This window comes from Sphaerotilus hippei, from assembly GCF_003201595.1.
GTDB lineage: Bacteria > Pseudomonadota > Gammaproteobacteria > Burkholderiales > Burkholderiaceae_C > Sphaerotilus > Sphaerotilus hippei.
The window spans coordinates 37886-58172 of the sequence record NZ_QJJS01000020.1 but is presented as its reverse complement, the minus strand read 5'-3'; the positions used below and the strand labels follow the sequence as shown (position 1 = coordinate 58172).

Here is a 20287-nt window from a genome sequence, read left to right as displayed (position 1 = left end):
TTTTCAGGAGTTCTTCCGGGCTGGTGTCGTGCCGGCTCAGGTGAGTCGATGCTTCACCTGTGCGCTACAGTTGCCGCATGTCCGATCTTGACGAGCCCACCTCAGCGCCGGTCGCGCTGGTCCAGGAGTCCGAGCGCCCGGCCCGTGCCCGCTCGCGCCGGGCCGTTGCGGCCAGCCCGGCGGTCTCGCCCACGATCCGCAAGCCGGTCAACACGCTGGCGATCGTGCCCAAGTCCGCGCGCATCACCTCGCTGGGCCGCAAGAGCTACAACGTGCTGCTGTTCGAGGCCCAGATGCAGGGCCTCGAGAGCGAGGTCTACCGGGCGCCGCTGGAGCGCATCGTCAAGGGCGTCGACTTCGACTCCAACGACCATGCGCTGATCAAGAAGCACCTGCGGGCCATGGTGTCGACCACGGTGGAGTGGCAGTCGCCGACCACCGGCGAGGGCACGGCCTGGAACGTCAGCGGCCTGCTGTCGCATGCCAAGCTCACCAAGGAGCGTGGCCAGGTCTGGATCGAATGGTCCTACGCGGTCAACCTGAAGCAGGAGCTGCTGCAGCCCACGGTCTTCGCGCGGCTGAAGCTGGAGATCATCAGCCAGCTGCGCTCGCACGCCGGCATCGCGCTCTACGAGATCTGCGCGCGCTACAAGGACATCGGGCGCACGGCGCGACAGGCCTGGCGCTGGTGGCGTCCGGTGCTGACCGGCCAGCCCGAGACCGAGCGGACCGCACGGCTCGAATATCGGATCTTCAAGCGCGACACGCTCAAGCCGGCGATCGCCGAGGTGTCGGCCATCACCGACCTGGAGGTCGAGCTGGTCGAGCACAAGAGCGGGCGTTTCGTCGACGAGATCCAGTTCCTGATCCGGCCCAAGAAGCAGGCCTCGCTGCCGCTGGCCACACCGCCCGAGCCGGTCGACCTGACGCTGGTGGCCAGGGCCCGCGAGCAGGGCATCGACGAGGACAAGGCCGAGGACCTGATCGGCGAGTTCGGCGCGGCGGCCGTGCAGTCCGGCCTGGCCGCGCTGGCCCGGCGCGTGGCCACCGCCTATCCGGAGCCTTTGCGGGATCGTTACCGCTATCTGCGCTCGCTGATGCCGGGCGAGGTGGCCCAGCAGGCCAAGCAGGTGGCCGAGCAGGCCACCGCGGAACAGGACGCCGTGCAGGACCTGCGTCTCGTGCCGGCCAAGCGGCAGGCCAAGTGGACCGAAGAGTGGATGCAGCGCCGCCGCGCGGCGATCACCGAGGAGATCCTGGCGATGTCGGCCGAGGCCCAGGCCCGCCTGTCGGCGGATCTGCTGGCCGACATGGATGCACGCAATGCGCATCCGTCGATCCGCCGCCGCCTGCAGGTCAGCGGCTGGCACCACCCGATGGTGCGGCCGGAGATGGTGCGCTGGTATGCGCGTGGCGCCCATGGCGAGCGCTGGGACAAGCCGACCCCGCAGCAGCTGCTGGAGATCGCGGCGGAGCTGGGCGACGGCTGAGCGCCGCCCGCCGCCCCGCGCCGGGCGTCAGTGCGGCTCCTCGTCCAGCGGCGCCAGGCGCGAGGCCCGCAGCCGGGTCGGCGTCAGGGCGCCGGCGGCCTCCAGGATCGGGTAGGCGATCGAGCAGATGTGCGAGTTGATGCGCTTGAGGTCGCTGATCAGGTCCAGGTGCAGCGAACTGGTCTCGATGCTCTGCGCGGTGTTGTCCTGCAGCCGCGCCAGGTGGCTGGCGGCGTACTCGTGCTCGAGCTCGCGAAAGCGCGCCTTCTCCTCGAGCAGCCGCTGCGCATCGCGCATGTGGCCATCGAGGAAGACGCTCATGCCCAGGCGCAGGTTGGCGGTCAGCCGCTCATGCAGGTGGCAGATCTCGGCCATGCCCGCGTCGGAGAACCGCCGGTTCTTGCGGATCTTCTTGTCCTCGATGTCCTGCAGCACCCGCTCGATGATGTCGCCGATCTGCTCCATGTTGATCGTGAACGAGACGATCTCGGTCCAGCGGCGGCTCTCGCGCTCGGACAGCGCGTTGCGCGAGATCTGCGTCAGGTAGAGCTTGATGGCGGTGTAGAGGCTGTCGACCACGTCGTCCATGCGGCGCAGCTGTTCGGCCCGTTCCAGGTCGTTGTGGCGGATCACCGGCAGGATGCCGCGCAGCATGGTCTCCACCGCATCGGCCTGGCGCAGCGCCTCGCGCGCGGCGCAGCTCAGCGCGAGCGAGGGCGTGTCCAGCGCAAGCTTGTCGAGGTGGCGCGGAGTCCGGTCGTCGGGCTGGTCGGGCGTGGGCATCCAGCGCTCCAGCGAGCGGGCCAGCAGGCCGGCAAAACCGACGAACAGCAGCGCCTGCGCGACGTTGAAGGCCAGGTTGAACAGCACGACCTGCTGCTGCGCCGTCGGCAGCAGCTCCCGCAGCAGCGTGTGCACCTGCGGCAGCCACGGGGCGATCAGCAGGCAGGCCAGCAGCTTGAACACCAGATTGCCCATCGGCAGGCGACGGGTGGCCACGTCCGAGCGCAGCGTCGACAGCACCGAGGCCAGCGCCCGACCCAGGTTGGCGCCCAGCACCAGGCCCAGCGCGACGGGCAGCGGCACCATGCCCTCGGCAGCCAGCGTGGCCGTCAGCAGCACCACCGCCAGGCTCGAATAGGACAGCACCGCCAGCAGCGCGCCGACGAACAGCTCGGCCAGGATCTCGTTGGGGATGGACACCAGCAGCGTGTGCACCACCGGCGACTCCACCAGCGGGCGGGTGCTGGCGACGATGAGCTGCAGGGCCAGCGTGATCAGCCCCAGCCCGATGCCCACCTGGCCAACGCGTCCGCTGGTCGACTTGTCGCCCGACACATGGGCGATCACGCCCAGGAAGATCAGCAGCGGCGACAGCCACGACAGGTCGAAGGAGTAGACCACCGCCATCAGGCTGGTGCCGATGTCGGCTCCCAGCATCACCACCAGCGCCGAGGCGGTGCTCACCAGGCCCTTGCCGACGAAGGAGGCGACGATCAGCGAGGTGGCCGTGCTCGACTGCACCAGGCAGGTCACGCCCATGCCGGCGAGCATCGCGCCGGGCCAGCGGCCCATGCTGGTCGACAGCAGGCTGCGCAGGCTTTCACCGAAGACCCGCAGCACGCCGGTGCGCACGATCTGCGTGCCCCACACCAGCAGGGCGATCGCAGCCAGGAGATTGAGGAGATGGAGCATGTGGGTCCGGATGCCGGAGCCATCGCCATACCCGCAGACTATCTGCGTGATCCTGGTGATGAATCCGCCCCTTCAGTCTAGGCCCACTCTCCGGCGCCTGCCTGAAAACCCTTGCATCCCGTCGGATCGATCGTGACATCCGTGTGTCGACGCGCCGCAGCCTCCGGTCGACGGGCCGGGCCGTGTCCCGGCCCGCACTGGCGGGCGGGCGGGCGGGCGGGCGGCGGCGGCGCTCAGGCCGCGAGCGCGGCCGGATGGGGCTGCGGCCGCGGCAGGTCCAGCTGCCGTGACCAGATCGCCTCTCCCCGGGTGAACACCTTCAGCTCGCCGGGGGTGAAGACCTGCCAGCGGTCGCCGTGGGACAGCGGCTCGGTGGCGACCTGCACGATCCGCTGCGGACCCCGCGGCGGGCGTCCCGGTCCGGGCCGGTCGCCCTCGCCGGATCGTGGCAGCACGTGCAGCGGCGCGGGCTGCTGCGTCCAGGCCAGGCGGGTGGCCCCCAGCGCGTAGAGCGCCTCGCCATCGGTGAGGGTGAAGTTGAACTCGCCGTGCTGGCCGATGGCGGTGGCCAGTTCGGCCAGCACCGGTGCCACCTCCTGCCAGCGGGGCGAGCCGCGGCCGGGCAGGCGCTGCCGCAGCTGCTCCATCAGCCAGCAGAAGGCCCTCTCGCTGTCCGTCTCGCCCACGGGCAGGTAGTCGCCCGACAGCACCGGCTGGTAGTCGACGAGCTTGCCGTTGTGGCTGAAGGACCAGAGCCGGCCGCGCCACTCGCGCTGGAAGGGGTGGCAGTTCACCAGGTCCGGCTGTCCGTGCGTGGCCTTGCGCACATGGGCGATGACGGTGGTGGCCTGGATCGGGTAGAGGCCCAGGAAAGCCGCCAGCGCCGAGTCGCAGGCGCGGCGGTCATCCAGGAAGACCCGGCTGCGCCGGCCTTCGTGGAAGGCGATGCCCCAGCCGTCGACGTGATCCCCGGTCCGGCCACCCCGGTCCGTGAAGGCCCCCAGGGCGGCGTTCACCGTCACGGGGCGGCTGCTGTTCATCGCGAAGAGTTGGCACATGTTCGGGGGACGTGGTCGACGGCATCAGTGGAACGGGGGCTGCACATCCCGGTCGGCTTGATCCCGAGGCGGCGCCTCGCCCGTCCCGGCCTCCCGGTCGTGCCACCTGGGGAACAGCAGCAGCGCGACGAAGACCACGATGCCCAGCCACAGGATCAGATCGTCGGACAAGGGTTCCATCGCTGCATCGCCTGCTGCCGTTGAGTGGGTTTCAGGATAGGCGGCGGGACCGCGCCGGACAAGGAAGCTTCCGTCATGATGGTCCTCGCCGGACGAGCAAGGACGAGAGGGGCCTGCACGAACGTGCAGGCCCCTCTCGGGCAGGAGGCCTGGCCGCACGGCCGCGGCCCGTCGGCGAGCCGCGTTCAGCGGCGCGTCACGACCTTGTCGAAGCTGCCGCCATCGCTGAAGTGCACCTTCTGGGCCTCGCGCCAGCTGCCGAAGACGTCATCCAGCCGGAACAGCTCCAGCTTGGGGAACTGCCGGGCGTACTTTGCGGCGGCCTTCGCATCGATCGGCCGGTAGTAGTTCTGGCCGGCGATGTCCTGTCCTTCCGGGGAGTAGAGGTAGTCCAGGTAGGCCTGCGCGACCGCACGGGTGCCACGTTTGTCGACCACCTTGTCGACCAGGGCCACCGGCGGCTCGGCCAGGATGGACAGCGACGGGGCGACGATGTCGAACTTGTCGGGCCCCAGTTCCTTGATGGCCAGCAGCGCCTCGTTCTCCCAGGCCAGCAGCACGTCGCCGATGCCGCGTTCGACGAAGGTCACCGTCGAGCCGCGGGCGCCGGTGTCGAGCACCGGCACGTTGGCGAAGATCTTCTGCACGAACTCCTGGGCCTTGGCGTCCGAGCCGAACTTCTTCTTGGCATAGCCCCAGGCGGCCAGGTAGTTCCAGCGGGCGCCGCCCGAGGTCTTGGGGTTGGGCGTGACCACGGCCACGCCCGGGCGGGTCAGGTCGTCCCAGTCCTTGACCGCCTTGGGATTGCCCTTGCGCACCAGGAAGACGATGGTCGAGGTGTAGGGCGAGCTGTTGTGCGGCAGGCGCTTCTGCCAGTCGGGCGGCAGCAGCCGGGCCTTGTCGCTGATCTCGTCGATGTCGTAGGCCAGGGCCAGCGTGACCACGTCGGCTTCCAGCCCGTCGATGACGGAGCGGCCCTGCTTGCCCGAGCCGCCGTGCGAGACCTTCACCGACACGGTGTCGCCGGTCTTGCCCTTGTACTGGGCGGCGAACGCCTTGTTGAAATCCTGATAAAGCTCACGTGTCGGATCGTAGGACACGTTGAGCAGCGTGAAATCCTTGGCCAGGGCCGCACCGGCGGACAGCGACAGTGCCGCGGCGGCCAGGACGGTGCGGAGGGCGAGACGACGGGACATGAGGGATTCCTTCGAGCGGGGAGGGGATGTCTCGCATCGTAGGAAAGTCGACTTCATTGAAGAACGAATGAAAACTTCGCTGCTTATCTGATTATTGAATGAAGCAGGGCCTCCGGCCCGTGCACCGGATGCCGCGGCGGGGCGAGGACTCAGGCGGCCAGCAGCCCTGGCGTCGCCTGCTGCCGGGCCACCCACTGCTCCGCGAGCGGCCAGGGCCCGAAGCCGCTGTCGCTGTTGATGTGCCCGACGTCGCCCAGCGCGACGGCCCGGGCACCCCAGCGGCCGGCCCAGCGCCGTGCGCTGCCCGGGCTCATCCAGGGATCGGTGTCGCTCAGCACCAGGGTGGCTCGCACGCCGAGCCTGTCGTGCGGCAGCAGGGCGCTGACGCCGAACTTGTCCGGTTCGGCCGGTGCGGCCAGCAGCGCGGCCTGCACCGGACTGTCGGGGTGCAGCAGCAGGTGCCGGGCGAGCGCGAGGCAGCCGAAGCTGTGTGCCACCACGATCCACGGACCGGGCGGCTGCTGCGTCAGCACCTCGGTGAGGCGTGCGCTCCAGCGGTCCAGGTCCGGGGTGTGCCAGTCCTGCTGCTCGACCCGCAGCGCGCCGGCCACCCGTGCCTGCAGCCAGGTCTGCCAGTGCGCGGGCCCGCTGTCGTGCAGTCCGGGCACGATCAGCACACGAGGTGGCGAGGTCATGGGCAGCTCCTGGGTGGTGGGGTGTGAACACATCAACACAAGACGTGACGAGCCATGACGTTAGTGCGCCCGGATCGGCCCGTGAACGAAGACGAACGTGAATGTTTATGCGGCAGGCATTCATCGGGTCGACGGGCTGCGCTTGCTCGTTTTCTGCATGACGAAGCTCGCAATCCTTCGTTCGTCGCTGGATGGGGCGTCCTTACGCTCGACGCTGTTTGATGCCTTTAACCACCAGCCGCCGAGCCCGACCCCCCCGCCGGCGCCGCATGAGGAATCGAGATGACAGCCGTGCTGACCGCGTCCATTGAAACGACCCTGCTGGAGCAGGCCCGCGAGGCCGCCAGCCAGGCCAGCCTGCCCCATGCCGGCGGCGTGCCCCCGGCCGATGCCTGGGCACTGGCCCATGCCGGCGTGGCCACGCTGGTCGATGTGCGCAGTGCCGAGGAGCGCAAGTTCGTGGGCCATGTGCCGGGCAGCGTCCATGTGCCCTGGGCGACCGGCACCAGCCTGACCCGCAACCCCAGGTTCACCCGCGAGCTGGAAGCCAAGGTCGGCAAGGACGGTGTGATCCTGCTGCTGTGCCGCAGCGGCAAGCGCTCGGCGCTGGCCGCCGAGGCGGCCACCAAGGCCGGCTTCACGCAGGTGTTCAACGTGCTGGAAGGCTTCGAGGGCGAGATCGATGCGAGCCAGCAGCGGGGCCATGCCGATGGCTGGCGTTTCCACGACCTGCCCTGGATCCAGGACTGATCCCCACCCCCATCTGCATTCCATCGGAAAGAGGCCATGGCCCACATCTTCGAAGACAATTCCCTGTCGATCGGCCGCACGCCGCTGATCCGGCTGCACCGTGTCACCGATGGCGCTCCCGCGACCGTGCTGGCCAAGATCGAGGGCCGCAACCCGGCCTACTCGGTCAAGTGCCGCATCGGGGCGGCGCTGGTGCACGATGCCGAGCAGCGTGGCCTGCTGGGTCCGGGCAAGGAGCTGGTCGAGCCCACCAGCGGCAACACCGGCATCGCGCTGGCCTTCGTGGCCGCGGCCAAGGGCATCCCGCTGACGCTGACCATGCCCGAGACCATGAGCCTGGAGCGGCGCAAGCTGCTGCTGGCCTATGGCGCCCGGCTGGTGCTGACCGAAGGCGCCAGGGGCATGAGCGGCGCCATCGCCAAGGCCGAAGAGATCGCCGCCTCCGACCCCAAGTACGTGCTGCTGCAGCAGTTCAGGAACCCGGCCAACCCCGCCATCCACGAGGCCACCACCGGCCCCGAGATCTGGCAGGACACCGATGGCGCCATCGACATCCTGATCTCGGGCGTGGGCACCGGCGGCACCATCACCGGCGTGTCCCGCCACATCAAGCAGGCCCGGGGCAAGGCCATCACTTCGGTGGCGGTGGAGCCCGCCGCCAGCCCGGTGCTGACCCAGACGCGCAACGGCGAGCCCGTCCAGCCCGGGCCGCACAAGATCCAGGGCATCGGCGCGGGCTTCGTGCCCGAGGTGCTGGACCTGTCGCTGGTCGACGCGATCGAGCAGGTCAGCAACGAGGAGGCGATCACCTACGCCCGTCGCCTGGCGCGCGAGGAGGGCATCCTGGCGGGCATCTCCTGCGGCGCGGCCACCGCGGCGGCGGTGCGCTGGGCCCGCCGGCCGGAAAACGAGGGCAAGACCATCGTGGTCGTGCTGCCCGACTCCGGCGAGCGCTACCTCAGCTCCGTGCTGTTCGAGGGCCTGTTCGACGCCAGCGGCCTGCCGGTGAACGCATGAGCGGCCGCCCGAACGGATTTGACCTGGAGAAGGTGGTCAGCGACCTGCGGGCTGCCCGCGAGCGCTGGCGCCAGCAGCAGGGGCGTTCGCTCGAACCGGGCGGGCGCGAGCTGCCCTCGCGCGAGGCCCTGGCCGAGATCCTGTCGGGCCTGCGCGGGGCGCTGTTCCCGATGCGTCTGGGCCCGCCCGACCTGCGCCAGGAGAGCGAGGACTACTACGTCGGCCACACGCTCGACACCGTGCTGCAGGCCCTGCTGGCCCAGGTCCGGCTGGAGCTGCGCCACGACGCGCGCACCCGCCAGACCGCCCAGACCGAGCAGGACCTCGACGGCCAGGCGCTGCGTCTGGTGCGCGACTTCGCGGCCGCGCTGCCGGCGCTGCGCAGCCTGCTCGACAGCGATGTGCTGGCGGCCTTCCGGGGCGACCCGGCCGCCCGCAGCGTCGACGAGGTGCTGCTGTGCTATCCGGGCATCGAGGCGATGATCCACCACCGCATCGCCCACCAGCTCTACGAGCTGGGCGTGCCGCTGCTGGCGCGCATCGTGGCCGAGCAGGCCCATGCGGCCACCGGCATCGACATCCACCCGGGCGCACGCATCGGTGCGGGCTTCTTCATGGACCATGGCACCGGCATCGTCATCGGCGAGACGGCCGTGATCGGCGAGCGGGTGCGCCTCTACCAGGGCATCACGCTCGGTGCCAAGCGCTTCAGCGTCGATGGCGAAGGCCAGCTCACCAAGGGCGAGCCGCGCCATCCGATCGTCGAGGACGACGTGGTCATCTACGCCGGAGCCACCGTGCTGGGCCGCATCACCATCGGTCGGGGCTCGAGCATCGGCGGCAACGTCTGGCTCACGCACAGCGTGCCGCCGGGCAGCCAGGTCACGCAGGCCCGCTCGCAGCAGGAGTCGACGACCGGAGGTCCGACATGAGCCAGGCGCTCAGTGCCCGCTTCGGCCTGGCCGTGCGCCAGCTGCGTGATGCACAGGGCTGGTCCCAGGAGGAGCTGGCCCTGCGGGCCGATCTCAACCGCAGCTACCTGGGCGAGATCGAACGGGGCTGCGTGATGCCCTCGCTGGCGACCGTGGCCAAGCTGGCCCAGGCGCTGGACGTCAGCCTGCCCGGCCTGCTGGTGCGTTGCGAGATGCTGCAGCAGGCGGTCCCGTCCCGGGGCATGGCCGTTTGATGGCGATAGCCGGTTGAAGCGCCCGGCGGCCTTGCCGACACTCGCTCAGTCGTTGAGCGCATGAGCTCATTCGTTTTTCGAAGAAGCCCCTTTCCCTTCTCTTTCCTCCACCTTCCCCTCAGGAGTCTTCCCCCATGGCGGATACCGTCCCCACCCAGCTCGCGCTGGGCGATGCTGCCGCGCGGCAGCTGGCCAATGCCACCAAGACCACGCCGGTCCTGTCGACCATCAGCCCGCGCTGGCTGACCCACCTGCTGCAGTGGCTGCCGGTCGAGGCGGGCATCTATCGCCTCAACCAGGTGAAGAACCCGGCCTCGGTGCATGTCGCCTGCGCCAAGCGCGACGAGTCCGAGCTGCCGCAGACCTTCGTCGACTACGACGCCGCGCCGCGCGAGTACTTCCTGAACGCGGTCTCCACCGTGCTGGACGTGCACACCCGCGTGAGCGATCTGTACAGCAGCCCGCACGACCAGATCAAGGAGCAGCTGCGCCTGACGATCGAGACGATCAAGGAGAAGCAGGAAAGCGAGCTGATCAACAACGCCGACTACGGCCTGCTGGCCAGCGTGCACCCGGACCAGATCGTCTACCCGCTGACCGGCGCGCCGACCCCGGACGACCTGGACGAGCTGCTGACCAAGGTCTGGAAGGAGCCGGCCTTCTTCCTGACGCACCCGCTGGCCATCGCCGCCTTCGGCCGCGAGTGCACGCGCCGCGGCGTGCCGCCGCCGACCGTGAGCCTGTTCGGCTCGCAGTTCCTGACCTGGCGCGGCATCCCGCTGATCCCGAGCGACAAGGTGCCGGTGGCCGATGGCAAGACCAAGATCATCCTGCTGCGCGTGGGCGACAAGCGCCAGGGCGTGGTCGGCCTGTACCAGCCCGGCCTGGCCGGTGAGCAGAGCCCGGGCCTGAGCGTGCGCTTCATGGGCATCAGCCGCAGCGCCATCGCCTCCTACCTGGTCAGCCTGTACTGCTCGCTGGCCGTGCAGACCCCGGACGCCCTGGCGGTGCTCGAAGACGTGGAGATCGGCAAGTTCCATGACTACCCCGACACCTACAAGTGAGGCCTCGGCGGGCGCTGGCCTGCCGGACCTGGCGATGCTGAACGCGCTGGCCGGCGAGTTCTTCGCCGCGCTGCCGGGCGCGGGTCCGGTGGGCGCTGCGCGGGCGCTGCTGCCCGGGCAGCAGGCCGCCGGTGGCGTGCCGGTGCCGTCCAACCCGCTGCCGGCCGGGTTCGCGCCCGGGCCGCTGGCCAACGGCCCGGCGCTGCCCGGCACGCTGGCGCCCGGCGCCAACGTCGCACCGACCTCGCCTCAAGGCGCGGCCAACCAGGTGGCGTCCATTCCGTCGCTGGTGCCGCACGCCGCGGCACCCAACGGCCTGCCCGATTCGGTGGCCACCGCCGCACCGGCCTTCGAGCCGAGGCTGGGCGGCCATGCGCTGGGCGTGCCTGAAGGCTACGCCGCTGCCTTGCCCGATGCAGGTGCAGGTGCAGGTGCAGGTGGCCGCCCGGCGCCTTCTCCGCCAACCTCGCCCTACTACTTTCTGGGTGAAGCCCGTGCGTTCCAGCCCCAGGCCGCCACGCCTGAACTGCAGGTCCCCGGTGACGATCGTGTGACCGCGCAGTCCTTCGGACTGCCGGGTGCCGACACGCTGCGCAGCCTGCTGGCCGAGCCCGGCCGCACCACGCCCGCTCCGGCGTCGGCGCCCGGTGCCGCTGCGCCCGGCTACTACTTCGTGGAGGCCGGACCGGCCCCGTTCTCGGCCCGTCACGCCGGGGATCCGCAGGCCGTGCCTCAGGCGGGGGCTTCGGCCCGCCCGGCGTTCGACGTGCAGGCCATCCGGCGCGACTTCCCGATCCTGCAGGAGCGGGTCAACGGCCGGCCGCTGGTGTGGTTCGACAACGCCGCCACGACGCAGAAGCCGCAGTCGGTCATCGACCGGGTGAGCCACTTCTACGCGCACGAGAACTCCAACATCCACCGCGCCGCGCACGAGCTGGCGGCGCGCGCCACCGATGCCTATGAAAAGGCGCGCGAGACCGTGCGCCGCTTCATCGGTGCCGGTTCGGTGGACGAGGTGATCTTCGTGCGCGGCGCGACCGAGGCCATCAACCTAGTGGCCAAGACCTGGGGCGTGCAGAACATCCAGGAAGGCGACGAGATCATCGTCTCCAACCTGGAGCACCACGCCAACATCGTGCCGTGGCAGCAGCTGGCCGCGCAGAAGGGCGCCAAGATCCGCGTCATCCCGGTGGACGACACGGGCCAGGTGCTGCTGGACGAGTACCAGCGGTTGCTGAACCCGCGCACCAGGCTGGTCGCGGTGACGCAGGTGTCCAACGCGCTGGGCACGGTGGTGCCGGTGGCCGAGATCGTGGCGATGGCTCATCGTGCCGGCGCCAGGACCCTGGTCGACGGGGCTCAGTCGGTGAGCCACATGAAGGTCGACGTGCGGGCGCTGGACACCGACTTCTTCGTGTTCTCCGGACACAAGATCTTCGGTCCCACCGGCATCGGCGTGGTCTACGGCAAGAAGGCGCTGCTCGAGGAGATGCCCCCGTGGCAGGGCGGCGGCAACATGATCGCCGACGTCACCTTCGAGCGCACGGTGTTCCAGCCGCCGCCCAACAAGTTCGAGGCCGGCACCGGCAACATCGCCGACGCGGTGGGCCTGGGCGCGGCGCTGGACTACGTGGAGCGCATCGGCATCGAGCGCATCGCCCGCTATGAGCACGACCTGCTGGAGTACGCCACGCACGGGCTGATCCGCATTCCGGGCCTGCGCCTGATCGGCACGGCGCGTGACAAGGCCAGCGTGGCCTCGTTCGTGCTGGCCGGCCACTCGACCGAAGAAGTGGGCAAGGCGCTGAACCAGGAGGGCATCGCGGTGCGCTCCGGGCACCACTGCGCCCAGCCCATCCTGAGGCGCTTTGGCGTCGAGGCGACGGTGCGGCCCTCGCTGGCGTTCTACAACACCTGCGAGGAAGTGGACCTGCTGGTGCGCGTCGTGGACCGGCTGGCGCGCGCGCGCCGCTGAACCCGGTCGCGTCCGGGTTCCGACGTGACCCACGAGGCGGCCTGCGGGCCGCCTCGTCCGTTGCGGGCCGGCTCAGGCGGGGGCCGCTCCCGTCGCGTGGGCGGCGCCGGCCAGCAGCGGCTGCAGCGCCACCACCTCGCCGATCACGATCAGCGCCGGGGCCTGCACCCGGTGGGTCCGCGCCAGCGCGGCCAGCGTCGCCAGCGTGCCGGTGATGCAGCGCTCGTCGGGCCGCGTGGCCCGCTCGACGATCGCCGCGGGCGTGTGCGGCGCCAGGCCGTGGCCCATCAGCTGGTGGCAGATGACGGGCAGCGTGCCCACGCCCATGTAGATGACGACGGTCTGGCGCGGCCGGGCCAGCATCACCCAGTCGAGGTCGATCTCGCGGTCCTCGCGCAGGTGGCCGGTGGCGTAGACCAGCGCACGGGCGTGGTCGCGATGCGTCAGCGGGATGCCCGCGCTCGCGCCGGCCCCCTGCGCCGCGGTGATGCCGGGGATGACCTCGAACGGCACCCCCGCCCGGGCCAGTGCCGCCACCTCCTCGCCGCCCCGGCCGAAGATGTAGCCGTCGCCGCCCTTCAGGCGCAGCAGCGCCCGCCCGCTGCGGGCCAGCTTGACCATCAGCTCGATGATCGACGCCTGCGACAGCGTGTGGCGTGACGACTCCTTGCCCACGTAGATGCGCTCGGCGTCGGCCGGCAGGAACTGCAGCACCTCCGGGCTCACCAGGTGATCGTGCAGCACCAGCGTGGCCCGCTGCAGCGCCTTGACGGCCTTGAGCGTCAGCAGCTCCGGGTCTCCCGGGCCCGCGCCCACCATCGTCACGCAGGCGGCCTGCGGCCGCGTCGGGCGGGGTGGCCCCTGCCTGTGCATCGGCGGCCGCGGGTCAGGCACGAACAGCAGCGGTTCATCGAGCGCGCTCATGGTCCAGGTCTCCTCGTCGTTGGGCTCGGGGTCCATGTTCGGAGGCCGGGCCGTTCGCGTCCTTGAACCAGTTCAAGGACGTCCGGTGCGCCCGAACGGACCATGCGATGGCTCGCTGCGGGCCCATGGACAGCAGCCTGGCGAGCCCGGTCCGACGCCTGGCGCCGGTCCCGCACCGTGCTGATCCCAGAAGGAGAGAGCCTTTCATGACCACCCCCCAAGTCGCCCGGATCACCGCCCTCGTGCTGGCTGCGCTGGCCAGCACCGGCGTGATGGCCCAGGACCGCAAGAACGTCACCCAGCCCGAGATGAACTACCAGGCCGGGGGCTCGCCGCTGGCCGGCGAGCCGATGTACCAGAGCACCAACCCCAAGGCGCCGGCGATGACGCAGGCCGAGTTCGATCTGGCGCGCAAGACCTACTTCGAGCGCTGCGCCGGCTGCCATGGCGTGCTGCGCAAGGGGGCGACCGGCAAGCCGCTGACCCCCGACATCACGCTGGCCAAGGGCACGGACTACCTGAAGGTCTTCATCGCCTACGGCTCGGCCGCGGGCATGCCCAACTGGCTGACCTCGGGCGAGATGGACGAGAAGACCGTCGACATCATGGCCCGCTACATCCAGCAGGACGCGCCGACGCCGCCCGAGTGGGGCATGGCGCAGACCCGCTCGACCTGGAAGGTCATCGTGCCGCCGGAGCAGCGTCCGACGAAGAAGATGAACAGCTACAACATCGCCAACATCTTCAGCACCACGCTGCGCGACACCGGCGAGGTGGCGCTGATCGACGGCGACACCAAGAAGATCATCAACATCGTCAAGACCGGCTACGCGGTGCACATCTCGCGCACGTCGGCCTCGGGGCGCTACCTGTTCGTGATCGGGCGTGACGCCAAGATCAACATGATCGACCTGTGGATGGCCACGCCCGACAACGTCGCCGAGGTGCGGGTCGGCCTCGAGGCCCGCTCGGTGGACACCAGCAAGTACAAGGGCTACGAGGACAAGCTGGCCATCGCCGGTTCGTACTGGCCGCCGCAGTACACCATCATGAACGGCGACACGCTGGAGCCGCTGAAGATCGTCAGCACCCGCGGCATGGTGGTGGGCACGCAGGAATACCACCCCGAGCCGCGCGTGGCCTCGATCGTGGCCAGCCACTTCAAGCCCGAGTTCGTCGTCAACGTCAAGGAGACCGGCAAGACGCTGATGGTCGACTACAGCAACATCGATGCGCTGAAGGTCACCGAGATCGGCTCGGCGCCCTTCCTGCACGACGGCGGCTGGGACTCGTCCAAGCGCTATTTCATGGTCGCGGCCAACCAGAGCAACAAGATCTCGGTGATCGATGCCAAGGACGGCAAGCTGGCGGCGCTGGTCGACGTGGGCAAGATCCCGCACCCGGGCCGGGGCGCGAACTTCATCCATCCGAAGTTCGGCCCGGTCTGGTCGACCGGCCACCTGGGCGACGACTCCATCTCGCTGATCGGCACCGACCCGAAGCGGCACCGTGAATACGCGTTCAAGAAGGTCGCCGAGCTCAAGGGCCAGGGTGGCGGGGCGCTGTTCATCAAGAGCCATCCGAAGAGCAGCCACCTGTATTCGGATTCGCCGCTGAACCCCGATCCGAAGATCTCCCAGTCGGTGGCGGTCTACGACATCCGCAACCTCGACAAGGGCTACACCGTGCTGCCGATCGCCGAATGGGCCGACCTGCAGGACGACGGCGCCAAGCGGGTCGTGCAGCCGGAGTTCAACCAGGCCGGTGACGAGGTGTGGTTCTCGGTCTGGTCGGCCAAGAACAAGCAGAGCGCGCTGGTCGTGGTCGATGACAAGACGCTCAAGCTCAAGGCCGTCATCAAGGACCCGCGCCTGATCACGCCGACCGGGCATTTCAACGTGCACAACACCCAGCACGACGTCTATTGAGGTCCCTCGGGATCGAGGCAGGAGAGCGACATGAAAGTGAAGATGATGATCGTGGCCGTCCTGGCGCTGGCTTCGGCCGGTGCCTGGGCGGCGCCCGACGAGGCCATGGGCAAGGCCGGCTGCATGGCCTGCCACGCCAAGGACAAGAAGATCCTCGGCCCGGCGTTCAAGGACATCGCGGCCCGGTACAAGGGCCAGGACGTCACGGCGCGGTTGATGGAGAAGGTGCGCAAGGGCGGCTCGGGCAGCTTCGGGCCCGTCCCGATGTCCCCGATCGGGGCGGACAAGATCAGCGACGGCGACTTGAAGGAAGCCGTCGAGTGGATCCTGAAGTCCTGAGGCCGACATGAGCCCGCACCGCCACGGCGTCGTCCTGCTGGCCCTGCTGGCCGGTGCCGGCGGCGTGGGTGCGGCCGCGCTCGATCACCCCGAGGCGGTCGAGCCGGACGGGCCGCGCCGGCAGCAGCTGGTGCGCATGGTGACGCAGGACTGCGGGTCCTGCCACGGCATGCGCCTGACCGGCGGGCTCGGCCCGGCCCTCACGCCGGCCGCGCTGTCGGGCCTGCCGGCCGACAGCGTGGCCGCCACGATCTTCCATGGCCGTCCGGGCACGCCGATGCCCCCGTGGCGAGCGATGCTCAGCGAGGCCGAGGCCCGCTGGATCGCCGAGCGCCTGCGGGCCGGCTTCCCGGATGACCTCTCGAAAGTGTCCCGATGATGCAGCGCCGTGAACTGCTCGCCAGCCTGGCCGCCTGGCCGGCCCTGGGCCTCCTGTCCGCCTGTGCCGTGGCGCCGCCACGCGGCACCGGTGACCTGGGGCTCGTCATCGAACGGGCCCGTGGCTCGGTGGTGCTGGTCGACACCACGCAGCGCACGGTGCTGGGCCGCGTCGACGGCCTGGGCGACCTGTCGCACGCCTCGGTGGTGTTCTCGCGCGACGGCCTGCACGCCTACGTGTTCGGTCGCGACGGCGGGCTGAGCAAGGTCGACCTGCTGCAGCGCCGCCTGGTGGCGCGCGTGATGCAGGCCGGCAACTCGATCGGCGGGGCCATCAGCGCCGACGGCACGCTGGTGGCGGCGCAGAACTACACGCCCGGCGGCGTCAAGGTGTTCGATGCCCGCACGCTCACGCTGCTGGCCGACATCCCCGCCGAATACGGTGCGGACAAGCCCTCGCGGGTGGTCGGCCTGGTCGACCTGCCGGGCCGGCGCTTCGCGTTCAGCCTGTTCGATGCCGACGCGATCTGGATCGCCGACCTGTCGGACATCCGCCGCCCGCAGATCACCAGGCTGCCCGGCATCGGCCGCCAGCCCTACGACGCGCTGGTCACGCCCGATGGCCGCCACTACATCGCCGGCCTGTTCGGCGAGGACGGCCTGGCGCTGGTCGACCTGTGGGCCGAGACGCCCGTGGCGCGCCGCATCCTCGGCGGCTACGGCCGGGGCGAGCAGGCGCTGCCGGTCTACAAGATGCCGCACCTGCGCGGCTGGGCGGTGGCCGGGCGGCGTGCCTACCTGCCCGCGATCGGCCGCCACGAGGTGCTGGTGGTCGACACCGCGACCTGGGCCGAGGTCGGCCGCATCCCGGTCGCCGGCCAGCCGGTGTTCGTGATGGCGCGGCCCGACGGCCGCCAGGTCTGGGTCAACTTCGCCGTGCCCGACTACGACCGCGTGCAGGTGATCGACACGCCCGGCCAGCGCGTCATCCGGACGCTCGAACCCGGCAAGGCCGTGCTGCACATGGAGTTCACGCCACGCGGCGAGGCGGTGTGGATCAGCTGCCGCGACGACGACCGGGTGCGCGTGATCGACACCGGCGGCTTCACCACGCTGGCCATGCTCGACGTCCAGGCGCCCAGCGGCATCTTCTTCACCTCGCGCGCGGCGCGGATGGGGTTCTGACATGAATGCACTGCAGGCGATCGATCTGCTGAACCCTTGGCAGCGTGACTTTCCGCTGGAGCGTGAGCCTTTCGCCCGCCTGGCCGACCGGCTGGGCTGCCGGGTCGTCGACGTGCTGGCCGCCTGCGAGCGGGCGCGCGACGGGGGCGCGCTGAGCCGCATCGGCGGGGTCTTCGGCACCGGCGCGGGCGGGGCGGCGCTGCTGGCCGCGATGGCCGTGCCGCCCGAACGGCTCGAGGCGGTGGCGGCCCTGGTGTCGTCCCACCCGGGGGTGAACCACAACTACCAGCGGGATCACCGCCTGAACCTGTGGTTCGTGATGACCGGGCGCGATGCCGCTGCCGTCGAGCAGGCGATGCTGGACCTGGAGCGGCGCGGCGGCCTGCCGGCGCTGCGCCTGCGCATGCGCCGGGCCTATCGCATCGACCTCGGCTTCGACCTGCGCCACCGCACCGCCCCGGGCGTGATGCCGCCCGCCGGCGAGGCCCGGCCGATCGCTGCGGCCGACCTGGCGCTGGCCGCACGGGTCGAGGAGGGGCTGCCCCTGGTGCCCCGTCCCTTCGACGTCTGGGCCGAGGCCCTGGGGCGGCCGGTCGAGGCGGTGCTGGACCGCCTGCGGGCCTGGCTGGCCGAGGGCACGCTCAAGCGTTTCGGCGCCATCGTGCGCCACCACGAACTCGGCTTCGACGCCAACGCGATGGCCGTCTTCGACCTGCCCGACACGCAGGTCGATCTCAGCGGCGAGCTGCTGGCGCGTGAACCCGGCGTGACGCTGGCCTACTGCCGCGAGCGCGCGCCGGGCTGGCCCTACAACCTGTACGCGATGGTGCATGGCCGCGACCGGGCGGCGGTGCACGAGGTGCTCGAGCGTGTCGGCAGCCGCTGCGGGCTGGCCGCCCATCCGCAGGCGGTGCTGTTCTCCACCCGGCGCTTCAAGCAGACCGGCGCGCGGCGCTTCCGCGACCTGCCGGCCATCGATCCGTCTGTCCAAGAGGTTCTCCATGCTGTCTCCTGACGAAGTGCGACTGCTCACCCGGCTGCACGGCGACCTGCCGCTGAGCGACCGGCCCTTCGCCGACGTGGCCGAGGAGCTGGGCTGCAGCGAGGACGTGCTGATCGAGCGCCTGCGCCACCTGCTGTCGCGTGGCGTGCTGACCCGCTTCGGCCCGCTGTTCCAGATCGAGCGGGCCGGGGGGCTGTTCGTGCTGGCCGCGCTGACCGCGCCCGAGGCGAGCTACGAGCAGGTGGCCGCGCAGGTCAATGCGCTGCCCGAGGTGGCGCACAACTACCGGCGCGAGCATGCGCTGAACATGTGGTTCGTCGTCGCCGCGCAGACCCCCGCGCTGGCCGAGGCCGCGCTGCGGCGCATCGAGGCCGTGACCGGCCTGCCGGTGCTGGCCTTTCCGAAGGAGCGCGAATTTTTCGTCGAGCTGCGCCTGCCGCTGCAGTCGGGCGCAGCAGAGGAGGCCGGCCATGCCGCTCGATGACTTCGACCGTGAACTGATCGCCGCCACCCAGGGCGGCCTGCCGCTGGTGAGCCGGCCCTATGAAGCGGTCGGCGCGATGCTGGGCGTGTCGGGCGAGCGGGTGCGCGAGCGCCTGGGCCGGATGCTCGAGGCCGGCCTGGTGCGCCGCATCGGCGCGGTGCCCAACCACTACCGGCTGGGCTGGACCGCCAACGGCATGAGCGTCTGGGACGTCGACGACACGCAGGTCGACACGCTGGGCGAGCAGGTCGGCGCGCTGTCCGGGGTCAGCCACTGCTACCGCCGGCCACGCCACCTGCCGACCTGGCCCTACAACCTGTTCGCGATGCTGCACGGCCGCTCGCGCGACGAGGTGCGGCAGCAGGCCGACACGATCGCCCGGCTGCTCGGGCCGGCCTGCCGCAGCCACGACATCCTCTATTCCACCGCCATCCTGAAGAAGACCGGATTGCGGCTCACCCCGGGAGCCTGAACCATGTTCCGCATCAGCCAGTTCATGCGCGAGTTGGCGCAAGCCCGGCACACCGGGGCGTTTCCGGTGCCACGCCGCGGCACCGCGCCCGCCGGGCCGGTGGTCATCTGGAACCTGATCCGCCGCTGCAACCTGACCTGCCGGCACTGCTACGCGCTGTCGGCCGACCACGACTACGCGGGCGAGCTGTCCACCGCCGAGGTCTTCACCGTGATGGACGACCTGAAGGCCTTCCGGGTGCCGGTGCTGATCCTGTCGGGGGGCGAGCCGCTGATGCGTGCCGACCTCTTCGAGATCGCGGCCCGGTCCCGGGCGATGGGCTTCTACACCGGCCTGTCGAGCAACGGCACGCTGATCGACGCGGCGACCGCCGACCGCATCGCCGCCACCGGCTTCGACTACGTCGGCATCAGCCTGGACGGCCTGCGCACCACCCACGACCGCTTCCGCCGCCTCGACGGCGCCTTCGACCGCAGCGTGGCCGCCGTGCGGCTGCTGCGCGAGCGCGGCGTGAAGGTGGGCCTGCGCTACACGATGACGGCGCTCAACGCCCACGACCTGCCGGCGCTGCTCGAGCTGATGCGCGAGCTGCAGGTCGACAAGTTCTACTTCTCGCACCTGAACTACGCCGGCCGGGGCAATGTGCACCGCGGCCAGGATGCGCAGTTCATGGCCACCCGGCAGGCGATGGACCTGCTGTTCGAGCGCGCCTGGCAGGCGGCCCTCGAGGGCCGGCCCGAAGAGTACGTCACCGGCAACAACGACGCCGACGGGCCCTACCTGCTGCAGTGGGTGCAGCAGCGCCTGCCCCGCTGGGCACCGGCGCTGCGCGAGCGCCTGGCCGCCTGGGGCGGCAATGCCAGCGGGGTCCACGTGGCCAACATCGACAACCTGGGCCATGTGCACCCGGACACCATGTGGTGGCATCACGACCTGGGCAGCGTGCGCGAGCGGCCGTTCAGCACGATCTGGTCCGACACCTCGGATGCGCTGATGGCGGGGCTGAAGACCTCGCCCCGCCCGGTGGGCGGGCGCTGCGCCGGCTGTGCCCACCTGGCGCTGTGCGGCGGCAACACCCGGGTGCGGGCGCAGCAGACCAGCGGCGATCCCTGGGCCGAGGATCCGGGCTGCTACCTGCGCGACGACGAGATCGGTGCCACGCCGGGCAGCGACGCCGGGCGGCTCGCCGTGCTGCCCTTCGGCCCGGCCGACCACGCCCGTCGGGAGTCGCGCCATGCGTGAACACCTGTGGTCGGGCGTGGCCAAGC

At 70.5% G+C, this 20287-nt stretch carries 21 protein-coding genes; 15 read left to right on the top strand and 6 right to left on the bottom strand.

Translation table 11 applies throughout. The features are described from left to right. Window positions 1–77 precede the first annotated feature (77 nt). The gene (locus tag C7444_RS17350) at window positions 78–1490 is read left to right on the top strand and encodes a replication initiation protein (protein WP_110402114.1); all 1413 of its coding nucleotides are present in this window, start codon (window positions 78–80) and stop codon (window positions 1488–1490) included. 27 nt (window positions 1491–1517) lie between these two features. Here the strand turns inward: C7444_RS17350 and C7444_RS17345 are convergent, their stop codons facing one another. From C7444_RS17345 to C7444_RS17330, 5 genes are all read right to left on the bottom strand, one after another. Further along, window positions 1518–3185 (bottom strand): Na/Pi cotransporter family protein, encoded by a 1668-nt coding sequence (locus C7444_RS17345; RefSeq protein ID WP_110402113.1) that lies wholly within the window; start codon window positions 3183–3185, stop codon window positions 1518–1520. Between the two features lie 233 nt (window positions 3186–3418). Beyond that, window positions 3419–4243 (bottom strand): class II glutamine amidotransferase, encoded by an 825-nt coding sequence (locus C7444_RS17340; RefSeq protein WP_110402112.1) that lies wholly within the window; start codon window positions 4241–4243, stop codon window positions 3419–3421. A 24-nt stretch (window positions 4244–4267) separates the two neighbouring features. After that, window positions 4268–4423 (bottom strand): hypothetical protein, encoded by a 156-nt coding sequence (locus C7444_RS20330; protein WP_170130790.1) that lies wholly within the window; start codon window positions 4421–4423, stop codon window positions 4268–4270. 185 nt (window positions 4424–4608) lie between these two features. Further along, window positions 4609–5619: a sulfate ABC transporter substrate-binding protein gene (locus tag C7444_RS17335; protein ID WP_110402111.1), complete on the bottom strand. Its 1011-nt coding sequence runs from the start codon at window positions 5617–5619 to the stop codon at window positions 4609–4611. Between the two features lie 149 nt (window positions 5620–5768). After that, window positions 5769–6314 carry an RBBP9/YdeN family alpha/beta hydrolase gene (locus tag C7444_RS17330; protein WP_110402110.1) on the bottom strand — a complete coding sequence of 182 codons (546 nt, stop codon included), beginning with the start codon at window positions 6312–6314 and terminating at the stop codon, window positions 5769–5771. Window positions 6315–6596: 282 nt separating this feature from the next. On the opposite strand from C7444_RS17330, the gene C7444_RS17325 reads away from it, so the two are divergent. The 6 genes from C7444_RS17325 to C7444_RS17300 all read left to right on the top strand — a co-directional run bounded on the left by C7444_RS17325 (window position 6597) and on the right by C7444_RS17300 (window position 12306). Beyond that, the gene (locus tag C7444_RS17325) at window positions 6597–7064 is read left to right on the top strand and encodes a rhodanese-like domain-containing protein (RefSeq protein WP_110402109.1); all 468 of its coding nucleotides are present in this window, start codon (window positions 6597–6599) and stop codon (window positions 7062–7064) included. Window positions 7065–7100: 36 nt separating this feature from the next. Then, window positions 7101–8081, top strand: a complete 981-nt coding sequence (gene cysK, locus C7444_RS17320) for a cysteine synthase A (RefSeq protein ID WP_110402108.1) — start codon at window positions 7101–7103, stop codon at window positions 8079–8081. After that, the gene (epsC, locus tag C7444_RS17315; RefSeq protein ID WP_110402107.1) at window positions 8078–9013 is read left to right on the top strand and encodes a serine O-acetyltransferase EpsC; all 936 of its coding nucleotides are present in this window, start codon (window positions 8078–8080) and stop codon (window positions 9011–9013) included. Before cysK ends, epsC begins: the two co-directional genes overlap by 4 nt. Further along, window positions 9010–9267: a helix-turn-helix domain-containing protein gene (locus C7444_RS17310; protein ID WP_110402106.1), complete on the top strand. Its 258-nt coding sequence runs from the start codon at window positions 9010–9012 to the stop codon at window positions 9265–9267. Before epsC ends, C7444_RS17310 begins: the two co-directional genes overlap by 4 nt. A gap of 134 nt (window positions 9268–9401) precedes the next feature. Beyond that, window positions 9402–10331: a family 2A encapsulin nanocompartment shell protein gene (locus C7444_RS17305; protein WP_110402105.1), complete on the top strand. Its 930-nt coding sequence runs from the start codon at window positions 9402–9404 to the stop codon at window positions 10329–10331. Next, a complete protein-coding gene (locus tag C7444_RS17300) occupies window positions 10306–12306 on the top strand; it encodes a family 2A encapsulin nanocompartment cargo protein cysteine desulfurase (protein WP_110402104.1) in 2001 nt (666 codons plus the stop codon). The genes C7444_RS17305 and C7444_RS17300 overlap by 26 nt, the downstream gene beginning before the upstream one ends. A 72-nt stretch (window positions 12307–12378) precedes the next feature. Here the strand turns inward: C7444_RS17300 and cobA are convergent, their stop codons facing one another. After that, window positions 12379–13179, bottom strand: a complete 801-nt coding sequence (gene cobA / locus C7444_RS17295; protein ID WP_245909619.1) for a uroporphyrinogen-III C-methyltransferase — start codon at window positions 13177–13179, stop codon at window positions 12379–12381. Between the two features lie 257 nt (window positions 13180–13436). On the opposite strand from cobA, the gene C7444_RS17290 reads away from it, so the two are divergent. Genes C7444_RS17290 through nirJ form a run of 8 tightly spaced genes read left to right on the top strand, consistent with a single transcriptional unit; the run spans window position 13437 to window position 20261 of the window. Continuing rightward, window positions 13437–15158 carry a nitrite reductase gene (locus tag C7444_RS17290; protein WP_110402103.1) on the top strand — a complete coding sequence of 574 codons (1722 nt, stop codon included), beginning with the start codon at window positions 13437–13439 and terminating at the stop codon, window positions 15156–15158. Between the two features lie 36 nt (window positions 15159–15194). Continuing rightward, window positions 15195–15497 (top strand): c-type cytochrome, encoded by a 303-nt coding sequence (locus tag C7444_RS17285; RefSeq protein ID WP_375136942.1) that lies wholly within the window; start codon window positions 15195–15197, stop codon window positions 15495–15497. A gap of 7 nt (window positions 15498–15504) precedes the next feature. Beyond that, complete coding sequence (locus C7444_RS17280; protein ID WP_110402101.1) at window positions 15505–15876, top strand: c-type cytochrome; 372 nt, start codon at window positions 15505–15507, stop codon at window positions 15874–15876. Continuing rightward, complete coding sequence (locus C7444_RS17275) at window positions 15876–17060, top strand: cytochrome D1 domain-containing protein (RefSeq protein ID WP_110402136.1); 1185 nt, start codon at window positions 15876–15878, stop codon at window positions 17058–17060. The genes C7444_RS17280 and C7444_RS17275 overlap by 1 nt, the downstream gene beginning before the upstream one ends. A gap of 1 nt (window position 17061) precedes the next feature. Further along, the gene (gene ahbB, locus C7444_RS17270) at window positions 17062–18075 is read left to right on the top strand and encodes a siroheme decarboxylase subunit beta (RefSeq protein ID WP_110402100.1); all 1014 of its coding nucleotides are present in this window, start codon (window positions 17062–17064) and stop codon (window positions 18073–18075) included. Then, window positions 18062–18547: an Lrp/AsnC family transcriptional regulator gene (locus tag C7444_RS17265; protein ID WP_110402099.1), complete on the top strand. Its 486-nt coding sequence runs from the start codon at window positions 18062–18064 to the stop codon at window positions 18545–18547. The genes ahbB (C7444_RS17270) and C7444_RS17265 overlap by 14 nt, the downstream gene beginning before the upstream one ends. Continuing rightward, the gene (ahbB, locus tag C7444_RS17260; protein WP_110402098.1) at window positions 18534–19019 is read left to right on the top strand and encodes a siroheme decarboxylase subunit beta; all 486 of its coding nucleotides are present in this window, start codon (window positions 18534–18536) and stop codon (window positions 19017–19019) included. The genes C7444_RS17265 and ahbB (C7444_RS17260) overlap by 14 nt, the downstream gene beginning before the upstream one ends. Before the next feature lie 3 nt (window positions 19020–19022). Then, window positions 19023–20261, top strand: a complete 1239-nt coding sequence (gene nirJ, locus C7444_RS17255) for a heme d1 biosynthesis radical SAM protein NirJ (RefSeq protein ID WP_110402097.1) — start codon at window positions 19023–19025, stop codon at window positions 20259–20261. Window positions 20262–20287: the final 26 nt, after the last annotated feature.